Annotated in this window: 14 protein-coding genes, 1 riboswitch and 1 other annotated feature; of the genes, 5 read left to right on the forward strand and 9 right to left on the reverse strand. The window is 31.0% G+C overall.

The window, feature by feature from the left end:
* Positions 1–135 precede the first annotated feature (135 nt).
* On the reverse strand, positions 136–3,237 hold the full coding sequence (ileS, locus tag RSA29_RS15180; protein ID WP_346944599.1) for an isoleucine--tRNA ligase: 3,102 nt from the start codon (positions 3,235–3,237) through the stop codon (positions 136–138).
* Between the two features lie 114 nt (positions 3,238–3,351).
* Positions 3,352–3,563 (reverse strand) — a binding site (T-box leader).
* Between the two features lie 189 nt (positions 3,564–3,752).
* Between ileS and RSA29_RS15185 the strand changes: the two genes are divergently transcribed.
* Entirely contained in the window at positions 3,753–4,385 is a 633-nt protein-coding gene (locus RSA29_RS15185) for an MBL fold metallo-hydrolase (RefSeq protein WP_346944006.1), read from the forward strand.
* Between the two features lie 62 nt (positions 4,386–4,447).
* Here RSA29_RS15185 and RSA29_RS15190 read toward each other — a convergent pair whose 3' ends face one another.
* Positions 4,448–5,011 carry a folate family ECF transporter S component gene (locus RSA29_RS15190; RefSeq protein WP_346944005.1) on the reverse strand — a complete coding sequence of 188 codons (564 nt, stop codon included), beginning with the start codon at positions 5,009–5,011 and terminating at the stop codon, positions 4,448–4,450.
* Between the two features lie 264 nt (positions 5,012–5,275).
* Between RSA29_RS15190 and RSA29_RS15195 the strand changes: the two genes are divergently transcribed.
* The 3 genes from RSA29_RS15195 to thiT all read left to right on the forward strand — a co-directional run bounded on the left by RSA29_RS15195 (position 5,276) and on the right by thiT (position 7,947).
* Positions 5,276–6,496, forward strand: coding sequence for an SH3 domain-containing protein (locus RSA29_RS15195; RefSeq protein ID WP_346944004.1), 1,221 nt, complete (start codon positions 5,276–5,278; stop codon positions 6,494–6,496).
* Positions 6,497–6,688: 192 nt separating this feature from the next.
* The gene (locus RSA29_RS15200; RefSeq protein ID WP_346944003.1) at positions 6,689–6,889 is read left to right on the forward strand and encodes a cold-shock protein; all 201 of its coding nucleotides are present in this window, start codon (positions 6,689–6,691) and stop codon (positions 6,887–6,889) included.
* Between the two features lie 232 nt (positions 6,890–7,121).
* Positions 7,122–7,220: riboswitch (TPP riboswitch) on the forward strand.
* A gap of 91 nt (positions 7,221–7,311) precedes the next feature.
* A complete protein-coding gene (gene thiT / locus RSA29_RS15205) occupies positions 7,312–7,947 on the forward strand; it encodes an energy-coupled thiamine transporter ThiT (RefSeq protein ID WP_346944002.1) in 636 nt (211 codons plus the stop codon).
* A gap of 225 nt (positions 7,948–8,172) precedes the next feature.
* On the opposite strand, the gene RSA29_RS15210 is transcribed toward thiT, so the two are convergent.
* The 7 genes from RSA29_RS15210 to RSA29_RS15240 all read right to left on the reverse strand — a co-directional run bounded on the left by RSA29_RS15210 (position 8,173) and on the right by RSA29_RS15240 (position 15,364).
* Complete coding sequence (locus tag RSA29_RS15210) at positions 8,173–8,979, reverse strand: hypothetical protein (RefSeq protein ID WP_346944001.1); 807 nt, start codon at positions 8,977–8,979, stop codon at positions 8,173–8,175.
* Positions 8,980–9,175: 196 nt separating this feature from the next.
* Complete coding sequence (locus RSA29_RS15215; protein ID WP_346944000.1) at positions 9,176–9,757, reverse strand: hypothetical protein; 582 nt, start codon at positions 9,755–9,757, stop codon at positions 9,176–9,178.
* Positions 9,758–9,849: 92 nt separating this feature from the next.
* Complete coding sequence (locus tag RSA29_RS15220) at positions 9,850–11,397, reverse strand: hypothetical protein (protein WP_346943999.1); 1,548 nt, start codon at positions 11,395–11,397, stop codon at positions 9,850–9,852.
* A gap of 256 nt (positions 11,398–11,653) precedes the next feature.
* On the reverse strand, positions 11,654–12,496 hold the full coding sequence (rsmA, locus tag RSA29_RS15225) for a 16S rRNA (adenine(1518)-N(6)/adenine(1519)-N(6))-dimethyltransferase RsmA (RefSeq protein WP_346943998.1): 843 nt from the start codon (positions 12,494–12,496) through the stop codon (positions 11,654–11,656).
* 1 nt (position 12,497) lies between these two features.
* Positions 12,498–13,040, reverse strand: a complete 543-nt coding sequence (rnmV, locus tag RSA29_RS15230) for a ribonuclease M5 (protein ID WP_346943997.1) — start codon at positions 13,038–13,040, stop codon at positions 12,498–12,500.
* Between the two features lie 232 nt (positions 13,041–13,272).
* Positions 13,273–14,298 (reverse strand): 3D domain-containing protein, encoded by a 1,026-nt coding sequence (locus tag RSA29_RS15235; protein WP_346943996.1) that lies wholly within the window; start codon positions 14,296–14,298, stop codon positions 13,273–13,275.
* 298 nt (positions 14,299–14,596) lie between these two features.
* On the reverse strand, positions 14,597–15,364 hold the full coding sequence (locus tag RSA29_RS15240; protein WP_346943995.1) for a TatD family hydrolase: 768 nt from the start codon (positions 15,362–15,364) through the stop codon (positions 14,597–14,599).
* Between the two features lie 98 nt (positions 15,365–15,462).
* Between RSA29_RS15240 and RSA29_RS15245 the strand changes: the two genes are divergently transcribed.
* Positions 15,463–16,230: a histidinol phosphate phosphatase gene (locus RSA29_RS15245; RefSeq protein WP_346943994.1), complete on the forward strand. Its 768-nt coding sequence runs from the start codon at positions 15,463–15,465 to the stop codon at positions 16,228–16,230.
* Positions 16,231–16,493 lie beyond the last annotated feature (263 nt).

Consider the following 16,493-nt stretch of genomic DNA (forward strand, 5'->3'; position numbering starts at 1 on the left):
ATTATAAATTATAAATTTTTTAATTTAAATTTTCAATTTTCAATTTAAAATAACTCTAAGGCTTAGATGCGATATTCTATTTAGAATACCTATCTAAGCCATAGTATTATTTAATAAATTTAGATTTAATATCTATTATACCCTTTCTACTTGTAAAAATAACTTTTCTCCATTTATTTTTACTTCAGTAGTAGCCTTATCACTTCCATAAGTTACTTCTACCGCAAGAGTATCTCTCTTTATTTGCTCTTCAAATTTTCTTACGATACTTTCAAGGGTTTCATTTCCTGATAGATATAAATTAATCTTATCTGAAACTTCAAAACCACTCTCTTTTCTCATATTCTGAATTTTACTTAGCACTTCTCTTATATGACCTTCTTCTCTAAGTTCCTCAGAAATGTTAGTATCTAGAACTACTCCAATTTCACCTTCTCCTGCAAAGGCAAAGCCTTCTAGTCCTTGCATTGTTACAAGAAGATTTTCTTTGTTAAGTTCTATCTTAATTCCATCCACATCTATCATTACCACTTCACCACTGTTTACTCTTTGTGAAAGTTCCATTTGGTTCATAGCTCCGATAGCTTTTCTGATTCCTGGAATCATCTTTCCATAAGCTTTTCCTAGGACTGGAAGATTAGGTTTTATTTCAAAGTTAACATATTTAGAAAGGTCAGCTCCAAGCTGTACATTTTTAATGTTAAGCTCATCCTTAACTATATCTCCATAGTACTCTGGAAGAGAATCTACAGATACAAGCATCATTCCAAGTGGCTGTCTATTCTTGATGTTAGCACCATTTCTAGCACTTCTTCCAAGTTTAACTATTTTATAAGCCTTATCCATCTGATCTTCTAGTTCTTTATCAACTTCACATTCCATATATTCTGGCCATTTACATAAATGAACACTTTCTGGAGCTTCTGTATCAAATGCAACTACAAGATTTTGATATAATTCTTCTGTTACAAATGGTATGAATGGAGATGCTATTCTTGAGAATGTTACAAGCACATTATATAAAGTCATGTATGCTCCTATTTTACCATTTGTAAGCTCTTCTCCCCAGAATCTTGATCTATTTCTTCTTACATACCAGTTAGATAATTCATCTACGAACTCTTCAAGTTCTTTAGCCCCTTGAGTTATTCTGTAGTTAGCTAAATGCTCATCAGTATTTTTTACTAATGTATTAAGCTTAGACATCATCCACTTATCCATTATATTTTCTGACTTAAAGTCTTTATACTCTATTGGGTTAAAGTTATCAAGTTCTGCATATAGAACATAGAATGAATATACATTCCATAGAGTTCCTATGAATTTTCTTTGAGCATCTATAACTGCATCCTCATAGAATCTTGATGGAAGCCATGGTGCACTACCAGTGTAGAAGTACCATCTTAAAGCATCCGCGCCTTCATTTTCAAGAACTGTAAATGGACTAAGTACATTACCCTTATGCTTAGACATTTTTATTCCATCTTTATCAAGGACATGACCTAATACTATACAGTTTTCAAATGGTTTATTTTCAAATACTGTTGTAGATATTGCAAGTAATGTATAGAACCATCCTCTTGTTTGATCTACGGCTTCTGAAATAAACTGTGCTGGGAAGTTAGCTTCAAATAGCTCTTTGTTTTCAAAGGGATAATGGTATTGTGCAAACGGCATTGATCCTGAATCAAACCAACAGTCAATAACCTCTTCCACTCTAGTCATTTCCTTCTGACAATGAGGGCAATTTAACTTAACTTTATCGATATATGGCTTATGAAGTTCTATTCCCTCAGGTACATTTATACCCTTAGTGTTCAGTTCTTCGATGCTACCTATCATTTCTCTGTGTCCACATTCACATTCCCATATTGGAAGTGGAGTTCCCCAGTATCTATTTCTTGAAATACCCCAATCAATTACATTCTCAAGGAATTTACCCATTCTACCTGTTCTTATATTGTCTGGTAACCAGTTAATTTTATTATTATTCTCCATAAGTTGATCTCTTACAGAAGACATTCTTACAAACCAGCTTTCTCTTGGATAGTAAAGAAGTGGTGTGTCACATCTCCAGCAGTGTGGATATGAGTGAGTGAATTTTTCACTTTTATAAAGTATATTATTTTCTTTTAAATAAGCTAAAATCTTTTCATCAGCTTTTTTAACAAATGTTCCAGCCCATGGAGTTACTGCAGGTACAAAGTTACCTTCTCCATCTACTAGATTTATCATTGGAAGACCATATTTCTTTCCTATTTGGTTATCATCATCACCATAAGCAGGCGCTATATGAACTATACCAGTACCATCTGTTAATGTAACGAAATCACCATGAACTATATAGAAAGCTTTTTCTTCTGGCACTTCAAAGTTAAACATTTGGTCATATTCTTTTCCAAGTAAAGCTTCCCCTTTAAACTCAGCTACCACTTCATACTCGCCTTGTAGCTTATTTAAAAGTGTTTTTGAAAGAATAAGATTTTCACCTTCATGTAAAACCTCTACATAGTCATAAGATTTATTTACTGCAAGTGCAACGTTACTTGGTAATGTCCAAGGAGTTGTTGTCCATACTAATATAGATTTATCTTCACCCTTAACTTTAAACTTAACATATGCAGAGCTATCTTTTACATCCTTATATCCTTGAGCTACTTCATGTGATGATAAAGTAGTTCCACATCTTGGGCAATAAGGCATTACTTTATGACCTTTGTATAGTAAATCCTTATCCCACATTTTCTTTAATGCCCACCATACTGATTCTATATAGTCATTATGGTATGTTACATATGGATTCTCCATATCAACCCAATATCCAAGTCTCTCAGACATCTCTCTCCACATTTCAACATAAGAGAATACACTATCTTTACATTCTGTAACGAACTTCTCTACACCATACTCTTCAATTTGCGGCTTTCCTGAGATTCCAAGTTTCTTCTCTATTTCAAGCTCTACTGGAAGTCCATGTGTATCCCATCCAGCTTTTCTTAAAACCTTATAACCCTTCATAACTTTATATCTTGGAATTATATCCTTCATAACTCTTGTTATAACATGACCTATATGAGGCTTCCCATTAGCCGTTGGTGGACCATCATAAAATGTGAAGTATTCCCCTTCATCATTTAAATCAAAATTCTTTTGTATTACGTCTTTTTCTTCCCAAAGTTTTAATATGTCTTTTTCGATATCCATAAATGATTTTGTATTGTCGATTTTCTTGTACATAATACCCTCCCTTTCTAAATTAAAAATTTAAAATGCAAAATGACTTTAAATTGTGAATTATAATTTATAATTTTTAATCTTCAATTTTAAATTATAAAAATAAAACTCCGCCCAACTAAGGACGAAGTTACTTCGCTATACCACCACAGTGTTAATTTTTTCAGATACCAACATATCCTATTCTTTAACGCAGAAATACGGAAAAACCTACTTAATTTCAGTCCTCAGCTCCTAGGTGATTTTCTTCTAATCTCAACTATGGGTTTCCACCAGTCCCCACTCTCTTTAAGTTTCCTTTAGAATACTCTCCTATTCTTAGCTTTTATATACATAATTGTTTTTGAAAATTAATTTTATAATAATTATATTACATATATTTTTCAATGTAAAGGGAATTTATAAATTATAAAATTCTATGTCTGAATTTTAAATTCTATGATTCTTGTCAATAATGATATTATAATAATCTATAATTTTAAATTCATAATTCTCAATTTAAAAGGTGGTGTTTTCACATGATAATTACTTGGTTTGGTCACTCTTGCTTTTTAATCCAAAATTCTTTAGGCCAAAAAATATTAATGGACCCATATGATGAATGTTTAGGTGGCGATCCTTATAAAGGCTCTGCTGATATTATAACTATTAGCCATAATCACTTTGATCATAACTGTACTGACTTAGTAACGCCTGGTGCCATAATAATAAATACCCCTTGTGTTTATGAAATGCCTTCTGTTAAAATTCAAGGCATACCCTGCTATCACGATAACGTTAAAGGTGCAAAACGGGGTGAAAATATAATATACATAATTGAAATCGATGAACTTCGATTTTGCCATTTAGGAGATTTAGGTCATATGCTATCTGATAAAGAAATTGATTTAATTGGTAGCCTAGATGTTTTATTTATTCCTGTTGGTGGTAATTTTACTATTGAGTCAGAGACTGCTGCAAAACTTTGTAATAAACTTCAAAGCAAGTTAGTGATTCCAATGCATTATAAAATACCTTCAATGAACTTTCCAATCCATGGAATGGAAAAATTCATAGCATTTATGAAAAATGCTATGAATCTTAAATCTAACACTTTAGTTATTGATGAACCTCTATCAGGCATAAATAACGTTAAAATTTTTGAACTCTAATTCTACTAAACTAGAATTAGGGTTTTATTTATGCCTCTGAAAATAAATATCTTGAAGATACCTTAAATGGTCTTTTCTAATTTTTCTCCAATATACTTCCAAGATAGTTTTAACATAATTACTTCTATTGGTATCATTATTAAAGCTTTTACAACCCTAGTACTGGCAAGTGCTATGAATCCCTTATCATAAAGAATTGTAAGCCAAACTGTATTTAATCCAATATGCACTAGTATGGCAATTAGTGTAGATGCAACTATAAATCTTATAGTTGTCTTAGGTTTTTTATATAGTACTATTCCATATATTACTCCTACTACAATTGCACTCATTGTAAATCCTGGGAAAAATGGTCCTCTCGGAAATAGTGTAGCCCCTAATAAATCCTCTATTCCTGCAACTAATCCACCATAGGCTGGACCAAAAATCATTGCTGCCAATGCTATTGGAATGAATGAAAATGTTATTTTTATTATTTCTAATTGGATAGAAAAAAATCTAGACAGAACTGCCGTTATGGCAATAAACACTGCCATATATACTATCTTCTTCACCGTAATTCCACTTTTTTTCCCACCTATTATTGACTTATCATTATCCTGATTTAATTTTTCTATGATTCCCATCTCCTCTTTAAAAATATTATTGCTATGTTTTTGATTTATTATTAAATTTAACGTACTATTATAGATTAACCTTCTGTTAATTTAACACTAAACTATTAACATCACTATTATAGATTATCACTATCTTCTATTCAACATTTTTAGTTTAGATAATTTTATATTTCTTGAGATTTTTTGTTGTCTTATACATTTTTTTGACTTATAATTTAATTAATATTGAAAATTTTACCTTCAAATTTTATATAGTGAAAGGACTGATAGTTTATGAAAGATAACACCTTAAAAATATTATGTACACTGGCAACTAGTGCTGCAATTTCCACTTCTATTCACTCTGTTGCCCTTGCAGACCCTGCTGAGGCACCTACATATACATCTAAAAGTTCATTCACAGGTTCAGTAACTGCCGATGCCTTAAATGTTAGATCTAACCCTAATACTTCAAGCAGTATTATAGGATCTTTAAGTTACAATACTAAGGTATACATTTCTGAATCAAATAATGGATGGTACAAAATTGATTATAATAATACTTCTGGTTGGATTTCTGGAGAATATGTAAAAGTTGATAACACTGACTCTGATTCAACTACATTAACTAAGGGTACAGTTAACGCTAGTGCTTTAAACGTTAGAGCCAATGCTGGTACAAGCAGTCAAATAATAGGCTCCCTTGCTAATAATGCTACTGTTGAAATACTTTCAACTTCTAACGGCTGGCATAAAATTAAATACGGTAATGGAACCGGTTTTGTAAGCGGTGATTATATTACTTTATCTTCAGATTCTAATTCTGGTTCGGATTCTAATTCTGGAACTGTTACCCCACCTGCAGTTGATGATCCAGATCATAATGTAAATGGAAAAGTGGCAGTCATTACTGCAGATGCTCTTAATGTTAGGGCTGGAGCTGGAACTAACTATGGCATATTAACTGTAGTTAGATATGGGAATAAGCTCCCTATAATTTCATATTCCAATGGTTGGTACAATGTTAAAATTGGAAATATCACAGGTTATATCAGTGGAGATTATGTGACTGTAACTAATGAATCTCAGCCATCAAATCCTCTTGTAAAAGAAACGCCTCTAATTGAGAGTAGTTACACGGGACAAGATATTGTAAATAAAGCTGAGGAATATCTTGGAGTTCCTTATCTTTGGGGTGGATTTACCCCTGTTGGCTTTGACTGTTCAGGCCTTGTTCAATATGTATACAAGCAACTTGGAATATCCTTAGAAAGAACTACTTACTATCAGGTTCACCAAGGTAAGACCGTTGATAAAAACGACTTACAACCTGGAGACATAATATTTTTTAATACCAATGATGATGATCCAAATGATATCTCACATGTTGGAATCTATAAAGGAAATGACTTATTCATTCAAGCTCCTAAGCCTGGAGATGTAGTTAGAGTCTCTAATCTCAATTCAGCTTATTACAGTAATAGATATTATATTTCTAAGCGTATAATAAAGTAGTATAAAATCAATTTATTTGAGAACAATATAATTATTATCTAAGGAACTTGGATAAGGTCAAATATTTTGAAAGGAGATTCCGTATTACATCTCATTAACAATGAGATATTAGATCCTTGGAGTACACGACCAACAGGAGTAGCAACGCAAAACTGAGTATGTTGATAAGGATGAAACGATAACGGAGATTATATGGTAGAAGGAACAGTAAAATGGTTTAATAGTGAAAAGGGGTTTGGATTCTTGTCCGCTGAAGGTCATGAAGATGTATTTGTACACTTCTCTGCTATAGCTAGCGAAGGCTATAAAGTTCTTGATGAAGGACAAAAAGTTCAGTTTGAAATAGTAGATGGCGAAAGAGGCCCTCAAGCAGCAAACGTTACAAAAATCTAACCTCAATTTCTACGCCACCTAAAACAGAACCAAAGTTTGAATACTCTGGTTCTGTTTTTTTATTATTGCTATTTATATTACTTTCTAAATATTTTCCATATATGTAGCTGAATCTAAAAGTTTAATTTGATTACTACTATGAAATCATAGCAGTAAAAGTGTAGCGCCACCATTTTATTCCTATATATTGAAATAAAGTAATATACATGATATACTCCTATTAAGTAATATATATTTGTGCTAGGGGTGCCTCGGCTGAGAGATGATTTTTTTCATTAACCCTTGACCTGAACTAGATAATACTAGCGTAGGGAAGCGATTAATAAGCTAAAGTTAATATTTAGTTATTTAAGTCGCGTTCTTCGGAACTCGACTTTTTTTATTAGTCCTTAGCACTTCTTAATTTAAAGGAGGACTTAATAATGGAAATTTTAGAAAATATCAAAGGCATTTTATCAAGTTGGACAACCATCGCAACCTTAGTAGGATTACTAATAATACTAGGTGTATTTATGAAAGTTAAAAAGGTTAAATTTACGTCTAGGCTAATTGCACACATCGCATTAACCGTTGCAATGTGCGTAATTCTTGAATTTTTCAAGCTATTTCAATTACCTTTCGGTGGAAGTGCCACTCTAGGTGGTATGCTTCCCATTATTCTACTTTCCCTAATATATGGGCCTACAATCGGTATATTTACAGGCTTTGTATACGGAATATTAAACTTTGTTATAGGACCTTCATACATCCTTCATCCTATTCAGGTTCTATTTGACTATACCCTTCCTTTTATGGCTGTTGGTATTTCTGGTTTCTTTAAAAACAATAAATACTTAGCAATTGGCGTTGGATTCTTTGGAATGTTTATATTTCACTATACTGCCGGAATTATATTCTGGGGTAGCTATGCTGTAGAGAAAGGTTTCACACCGGCTATATATTCATTAATATATAATGGTTCATTTATATTAGCTGATTGTATAATTTGTATGGCTATATGTTCCGTTATTAATATTGATAACCTCAAAAAGCGACTTGCTCCATATACAAATAACTAATCAATATAAAATATAATTAATCAAATTAAGTAGGGTATCTCAAAATCTTGAGATACCCTACTTAATTATTATATTTATCTGATGTCTAACCGCTGTAGCACTCCCATTTTAAGTTAGGGATAATAATCTGACACACTCTAGATAAGTTCTAAAACTACTAAGCATTAAGCTTAAGTCCATATTCACTTTAAGCAACCTTCATCTAATCATAGTAATCATTTCACCTTAAAATCCATCCGGCATTTCTTCACTTATTTGAATATCCCATTCTCCGTCATCATAGGCGTTATTAACATAATATTTAATAGGTTTCTCTCCTACTCCACCTTTAATCTCAATTATGGCTTTATACCTCTTAGATGTATAACCTTGTGTATTTACACTCATTACTACATCAAAATCTTCTGCCTTCATAGTGTCATCCATAAATACTACATTGTTTACTTTATCTATCTTGCGTTTGAACGCTTCTATTTCCATGGAAATTTGAAATCTTAAAGACATTATATCACTATTTATATTAAGGCCTATCTTTGGTTTAGTTTCTAATGAACTGTTATATTTTTCAATAACCCCCATTATGGATGTATAATAAACGTGTTGAAAATCTATAGGTCTCCTTATATTTGCAAAGTTTTTAATTATATCGTTATCAAGTCTCTTCGATATGATGTATTTATTATCATCATTATAAAAATTACCACCATCTTTTTTATCAAGCCCTGCTACATAATTAAACGTCCTAATTTCTGTAGGACTTTCATATATTTCTAAGATATAATCAGCATCCATAGTAGATTTTTCTTCCACTATAGTTCCACTTGAAAGTATGTTATATATATCTTGTATTACTTGTTCATCTGTAACTGTGAATTTATAACTTTTATCTCTCGTACTCTGTATTGTTACTTTCATGATTGTTCGCTCTTTCATATACTCAAAATCTTTATTGCTGCCTATACCACAAGCCGATATACCCATTGCACACACTATTAACAATACTCCTATTAATGCCTTTTTAATTTTTTTCACTGTTATCCTCCAATTTAAAAACTCCAATTGGGAATTCTTATTTATCTTCAGCATATTGAAACTTTAACTTACGCATCTTTGACTTATTATTTATTCTCAGATACCTTATAATTTATTTTTAGATGTCTTATAATTTATTTCAACAGCCTTATTGTTTTATTATAATAGTTGTTACCTATTAAATCAAACTACTAAACTATTTTTTAAAAGAAAAAGTTTTTACTATATTTTCAAAAATACTTTGAGTATTTTCTTTGGTTTTATTATCATTTATTATAAACGTTACCTTAGTCATATAATTATCTACCGGGATATAATACTCATAGGTTTTTTTAACATTCTTTTCACTACTTCTAAGTTCATATTGTACAACTTCTACACCCTTGTCATTTATTTTAATTTTATCTCTTTTGAAATCATTTATACCTAACTCTGTTATTTCTTTAATATATTGATCTATTATAGCTTCACTTCCATTTTCGCTTTTTACTACTTCTATAGATCCATAGGTATTTGCGTCTCCAGATACAAATTCATTAAGATAAACATTGTTATCCGTATTCTCTTTTACAGTAGTCAACCATTCAATAGGTAGCTTATACTTTATTTCACCATCTAAAATTTCATATTGATTAAACTCAACCATACTATTTTGAGTTAATGTTGTTATTTTCAAACTTTCTTCAAAGTACTTCCCAAATCCTACAATAACTATCATAAGCCCAAATAAAATAACTGCTAATCCTATTTTTTTCATATTATCATCTACTAATTTCATATGTTCCCCCTCCTTTTACTAATATACTATGTGCTCCCTTCAAAAAATAGAATAAACTCCGAATAAAATTCGGAGTTTTGAATTTATATTTTTTATCTTTTAACTGGAATAACTACTGTATTACCTTTTATATCATAATACATTAACCAATGTCCCTTATCTTGATTATTCTCATCTTGCATAAAGGTTACAAACCCCGTTTTCCCCTCGTAAGGTTGATCAGACAGTTTCTTTGTACCAGGTATTGCATATATAATATACTTTAGCTGTCCTTCATCATTACATTTATATCCTACCATGAAATTTTTGTGCTTTGATATATATGGGTAATAACATATCATTGGGTAAAATACTACTGAATACTTATTATAATCGTAAACACAATACATATCTTCTAATTTATTTACATGTGCTTTATACCAAAAACAATTCTTAATATTTTCATTAACCCCTATCTTTTCCAGTCCTTTTACTACTTCCTTAAAGAAATCACCCATGTTTCCAACTGGGAAATTTTTATCTGTATAATCATTCTTCTTATGTTTTTTTTCTTTATGTTTTTTTTCATCATCATACTCGTCACATTCACATTTTTTCCTTGTACCCTTTAGTTTTTCTATTTTTTTCTCATACTCATCAAATATTTCATTTACATCTCCAAAACTACCTCTATTTGTAGTTTTAGAACTACTCTCCCCCTGATTGAATTCATATATCACATGAGGCTTAACCTGATTCTCTACATATTTGCCATCCTCATTGCCTATATTATATTCATTATCTCTTTGACATTCTATATCATTATATTGATTTATATCTTCCATGTATGGCTTAGATTCTTGCTTCATTTCCTTCTTTTCTTCCATGTGATACTTAGACTCTTGTTCCACTTCCTTTTTTTCTTCCACATGCGGCTTGGATTCTTGCTTCATTTCCTCCTTTTCTTCCATGTGATGCTTAGACTCTTGCTTCATTTCCTTCTTTTCTTCCATGTGATGCTTAGACTCTTGTTTCATTTCCTTCTTTTCTTCCATATGTGACTTAGACTCTTGTTTCATTTCCTTCTTTTCTTCCATATGTGGCTTAGACTCTTGTTTCATTTCCTTCTTTTCTTCCATATGTGGCTTAGACTCTTGTTTCATTTCCTTCTTTTCTTCCACATGTGGCTTAGGTTCTTGTTTCTTTGCTCCTTCAGATTTATTGCTATTATCCTTTGCCACAGGGTAATTTTGCCACCCTTTTAGTTCTTGTCCACAGTTAAATCCAACTAGTACAGAACTAATTTTATCCGCATTTATACGACAAATAGCTGCCCCTTGCACCTTATCCATACCTATGTTTGTGTTTGCCACATTGTTAACATCATATTCATTGCTAACATCAGCACTTCCGCCCTCATCTATATTTATCTGTCCAAGATTTATTAGTTCATTACCACTTTTACCCCTAACTATCAAAATCATTGAATACGGACCTTTTTGCTTCTTAAGATTTTGAGCATAAAATGATGACTTAGCCTTATCATTTTTCATCTCTAACTTTGCGTAACCTGAAGGTGATTTCTTAGAGTCTACTCCATAACCTTTCTGGTCTTCTTGTAATATGATAAAAAATTTATTATAACTTTTATTAGATGGCATACCTATACCTCCATTTTTATTTATACGTTATAATATATGATTTATAATAATAAAACATGAAGAATAATTTTTTATTTTTTGCATAATGTATGAATTATAGTTAATAGCTTAAATTTTATGATTTCAAATGAATTATAAAACCCTTAATTGTGTTTTAAAAAAAGTGTATAAAATTAATTAGCTCCGCCACTTATTATTGGCAGAGCTAATTAATTTTATTATTTTTTTATCTTTGCTATACTCATAAAAAAATTCCTTACTTAGACATAATTTCTTTTATTGTATTAGCTAGGTTAGCAAACTCTTGTATAGACAAAGTTTCGCCTCTTCTTACTGGATCAATTCCAGCCTGGCTAAACGCTCTTTCCTGAGTTTCTTTATCTAGTCCTACACCCTTCATACTATTCCATAACGTTTTTCTTCTCATATTAAAAGATTGTCTTATTATATTAAAGAATAACTTTTCGTCCTTAACTTCAACTCTTGGTTTATCTAATATATCTAATCTAATAACTATAGAATCAACTTTTGGTGATGGTATAAAGCATTTTGGCGATACATGTCTTATAATTTCACTATCACAATAATATTGAGCTAATAGAGTAAATGCACCATAATCCTTAGTACTTGGCTCACCATTTATCCTCTCTGCAACTTCTTTTTGTATCATTATAGTAATAGATTTTATGTTTAAATTATCCTTTAAAAGATTAGCAATAATAGGCGTAGTTACATAGTAAGGTAAATTTGCTACTACCTTTACATTTTGTTCATCCCCTATTAACTCCTTATAATCTACTTTTAAAGCATCCTTATGTACTAAATTAAAATTATCATAACTAGATAATTCAGCTTCTAATATTGGTATTAATTTAGAATCTAATTCTATACTAGTTACCTTTCTAGCCCTCTGTAATAGTTCCTTAGTTAATGTTCCTACCCCTGGACCTATCTCTATTACATAGTCATCCTTTGTTATTCCTGCTCCATTTACTATATCATCCAACACTGTATTATCAATTAAAAAGTTCTGTCCTAAACTTTTAGTAAATCTAAAATTATATTTTTCTACAAGCTCTTTAGTGTTTAATTTATCCATACTAATTCTCCTTATCTACCTTTTTCATTGCTTCTATGAACTCTTCCTTTGATATACCATAATTATTTAATCTCGTTAATAATTGATTTGTATTACTGTATCCAATTCCTAATTCTCTACCTACGGCATCTCTTCTATTTTTAGCATCTTTATCTGCTGTCAATTTAAAGAAATGCATATCTTGTATCGTAAATTCAGTTCTTGGCTCTTTAACCTGACATTTAGCTCCATTAAGTGCTTTTATTATAGTCTCTGGTGATGCATTCTCTACACCTATATTATCACCCTTACGACCTTCACTTTGAGTTATATATGCATGCTTTATATCTGGAACCCTTTTAGCTATGATTCTTCTTATTTTTTCTCCCGCAAAATCCGGGTCAGTTAAAACAATTACACCCTGTCTTTTATTTGCTTCCTTAATTTTCTCAATAGTTTTACTATTTATACCAAACCCACTAACTGATATCACTTCTGCATCTACAGCTCTTTTTACAGCCGTTACATCATCTCTTCCTTCAACAACTATTACTTCTTTAATCATATATTCCTCCACTATTTATAATTTAAAATTATAAATTTAAAATCATAAATTATTGTTGAAAACTCCTTTGGAGTTTTTCACTCATTCTTAATTTTGCATTTTAAATTTCAAACTTTAAATTTTACATTAATTTCAATTCTCAATTTTAAATTTTGCATTAATTTAATTATATCATAGCCACCATTTTTTTATACAAATTTTCTTTACAAAGAAAAAATAGGAGCCTATGCTCCTATTTTAAAATATAAACCTTAACGGTTTTTCTACCCCAGTTAATCGCCTCTTCATAGCTATTAACATATACATCTACCTTATTCCCGATTATAGCTCCACCTGTGTCTTCTGCAATGGCAAGCCCATATCCTTCGATATAAAGTTTTGTTCCTAATGGAATCACTCTTGGATCTACCGCTACAGTGCTATATCCATTTGGATTACGCCTAACTGTTGTTCCAGTAGCTGTTATAGTACCTGAATCTCCCCTATCGGAAGTATACGCAGTGGATGTGCATGTTATCATACTTGAATATGCAAATTCTTCTCCACTATCACCACGTGATGGTCTTATGGTTGCTAGAGTACCTATATCCAATATCTTCTTTATAGGATTTTTACTAACTTTTTCTTCAACAACTCTTCTGTTGACTTCCCTACCATTCTCATATACAACTTCTGTTGTAATTGTTCTTTCTCCGTCGGCACCTTCTTGTATAATTTGTTCTATGCCTTGTTTTAATTCGGAATTATTTCTTGTTTCTGTTTCAAAAGCAATGGATTGAACTTCATCTAAAAGTTCTCTATTCACTCTTGTAACCTCCACAAGCATTCCTGATGTTAATATTTCATCTATAGATGGATTTATCTTGTCCTCTTGACCTACTTCTATACTCTCAGCTTCCAACATAGCTTTTACTGTTGGCTCCGCTGAGGCTATTGATAAGTTCTTACCATCTATAACGAGGTTAACATCTACTGCTTTATTGATATAAATTATGTCACCATCATTAACTTTACTGTCTAACGCTACAGAGATCTTATCTTTCTCCGCAACTGTTATGCCGTTGTTTGCAAGTATATTTTGAAGATTTTTTGATAATGTAATTATTTCTACTTTTTGTCCATCTATTACTACTTCAATGGTATTCCTCAACCCCCAAATAGTAACTGTGGCACTTAATAGAACTAACACAACAACGAACACCGTCTTTGGCCAAATTGAAAAATTTGTTTTCAATTTATCTTTGAATTTGTTTATCATAAAGATTACCTCCCTCAGACAAGAGTACTTTGATATTATATATTAGATCATATTTTATGTCAAATTTAGCACTCTAATCGTTGAATTGACTGAATCTAATGCATATATGCATAATTAAATAATAAATAAAAATGATAGCTTTTTAATCTGATTATTCAGTCTTTTCAGGTGATAAATATAGGTTAATACTATAAATATGAAGTTATAACCTACATTATTCTAAATTTTTTCAGGCTCACTTTTGGTAAATTCCATTCTACGAATGCCTTAATTTTAAGTTTATGTTTTTTATTATATCCTATTTTGAAATTTTAAACAAGTTTTTCGTGTTTAATATTGAATTTTTTTCCAAATCTTCTTTTTCTATGTTTAGAATTGCCGCTATCTCATCTATAATATAACTTATGTAGTCAGATTGATTTCGCTTTCCCCTGAATGGTGTTGGTGCCATATATGGACAATCAGTCTCTAGTAGTAATCTATTTAATGGTATAGCTTTGATAACTTCCCTTATTACTCTAGAATTTTTGAAGGTAACAACACCTGTAACACCTATATAATACCCCAGTTTTATACATTCTTTTGCGAATTCCACACTACCTGAAAAGCAGTGTACAACACCGTTAACCTCTGGAAACTCCTTTAATATTTCTAAGGTATCCCCATGAGCATCTCTATCATGGATTATTACAGGTAATTTAAATTTTCTTGCAATATCCATTTGATTTCTAAAGACTTCCTTTTGAACTTCCTTTGAAGGATTTTCCTCCCAATAATAATCAAGCCCAATCTCTCCTACTGCAACTATTTTGTTATCTCTCGCAAGATCACATATTCTTTCCTTAACCTGATCTGTAAACTCATCCGCATTACCGGGATGAATTCCCGCTGCTGCATATATAAAATCATACTCCTCTGATAGCTTCACAGACATCTCCAAACCTCTTAAATCTGAACCACAATTTATTACTCCCATTACACCATTTTCTCTTATCTCTTTTAAAACCATATCTCTATCTTCATTAAATCTCTCATCATCATAATGTGCATGTGAATCAAAAATCATACTATATCCCTCTTTTCTCTATTTTATATATATTATAGCCTAGATTAGTATTTTTTCAATTTATAATTTATAATTAAAAAGAAAGGTTGGTGAATTTTATGATTTTTGACAGTCATATACATACCTCATTTTCTACGGATTCTACTATGAAGCTGAAAGATGCTATTTCTGTGGCTAAGGATCATAATATTGGATTAGTTATTACAGATCATATGGATTTAAACTACCCTGAAGATGTTGGTTTTAAGTTTAATGTAGATGAATATTTTAGTACCTACGAAGATTTTAAAGGTGATGATTTGCTTCTTGGTATTGAACTTGGAATGTCTTTGGATTTCAAGGACGAAAATAAGACACTTATAGAAGCCTATAATTTTGACCAGGTTATAGGTTCTGTACATACAATTAATAACCTGGACATAGGTTATCCTGAGGTTTATAAAGATTTATCCTATGGCAAAGTCTTAGAAAATTATTTTAAAGAAATAGTTAGTTGCATCGAATCTCACCCTTATATAGATACACTAGGTCACATAGATTATATTTCTAGATATGCTCCTGTAACAGATAGTGAAATTTACTATAATAAATACAGTGACTATATTGATGAAGTATTAAAAGCTTGCATAAAGACTAATACTGCTATGGAAATAAATACTCGAAGGCTTAAGAACAAAGTAGGTTTTGATAATTTAAAGATAATATATAGTAGATATAAAGATTTAGGTGGTAATTATGTTACCCTAGGTTCTGATTCTCATAATACAGCCTCAATAAAGAGCAACTTTAATGAAGCCCTCCTACTTTGTGATTTATGTGGAGTAAAACCTGTGTATTTTAAAAATAGAGTAGCTTTTACAAAGTAGCTAATTCTATTTTGTAGGTGTAAAAAAAAATCTTCACGAAAAATTTTAAACACTAAATCCTAAACTCTTTAGCTCTGTATATTTTAACCTCAAAAGGAGCATAGCAAAATAACTTAATCAGTTATTTTGCTATGCTCACCTATTTGTTATTTAGTCAAATGGTTTTAGCGTAACTTAATGATTCATTCATTAACATCGCTTTTTTCATTAACCGCTATTGTCTAAAATCATCACACTAATTACATTGTTTTCATTTTTTTAAT

It is taken from the genome of Clostridium sp., assembly GCF_036660475.1.
In the GTDB taxonomy this organism is placed as follows: domain Bacteria; phylum Bacillota; class Clostridia; order Clostridiales; family Clostridiaceae; genus Clostridium_J.

Excerpts from the sequence above, each read along its gene's own strand:
- RSA29_RS15200 (WP_346944003.1), top strand. The coding sequence starts at position 6,689 with ATGGTAGAAGGAACAGTAAAATGGTTTAATAGTGAAAAGGGGTTTGGA.
- RSA29_RS15240 (WP_346943995.1), bottom strand. The coding sequence starts at position 15,364 with ATGATTTTTGATTCACATGCACATTATGATGATGAGAGATTTAATGAA.
- ileS (WP_346944599.1), bottom strand. The coding sequence starts at position 3,237 with ATGTACAAGAAAATCGACAATACAAAATCATTTATGGATATCGAAAAA.
- RSA29_RS15190 (WP_346944005.1), bottom strand. The coding sequence starts at position 5,011 with ATGGGAATCATAGAAAAATTAAATCAGGATAATGATAAGTCAATAATA.
- RSA29_RS15245 (WP_346943994.1), top strand. The coding sequence starts at position 15,463 with ATGATTTTTGACAGTCATATACATACCTCATTTTCTACGGATTCTACT.
- RSA29_RS15235 (WP_346943996.1), bottom strand. The coding sequence starts at position 14,298 with ATGATAAACAAATTCAAAGATAAATTGAAAACAAATTTTTCAATTTGG.
- RSA29_RS15215 (WP_346944000.1), bottom strand. The coding sequence starts at position 9,757 with ATGAAATTAGTAGATGATAATATGAAAAAAATAGGATTAGCAGTTATT.
- thiT (WP_346944002.1), top strand. The coding sequence starts at position 7,312 with ATGGAAATTTTAGAAAATATCAAAGGCATTTTATCAAGTTGGACAACC.
- RSA29_RS15185 (WP_346944006.1), top strand. The coding sequence starts at position 3,753 with ATGATAATTACTTGGTTTGGTCACTCTTGCTTTTTAATCCAAAATTCT.
- RSA29_RS15220 (WP_346943999.1), bottom strand. The coding sequence starts at position 11,397 with ATGCCATCTAATAAAAGTTATAATAAATTTTTTATCATATTACAAGAA.
- RSA29_RS15195 (WP_346944004.1), top strand. The coding sequence starts at position 5,276 with ATGAAAGATAACACCTTAAAAATATTATGTACACTGGCAACTAGTGCT.
- rnmV (WP_346943997.1), bottom strand. The coding sequence starts at position 13,040 with ATGATTAAAGAAGTAATAGTTGTTGAAGGAAGAGATGATGTAACGGCT.
- rsmA (WP_346943998.1), bottom strand. The coding sequence starts at position 12,496 with ATGGATAAATTAAACACTAAAGAGCTTGTAGAAAAATATAATTTTAGA.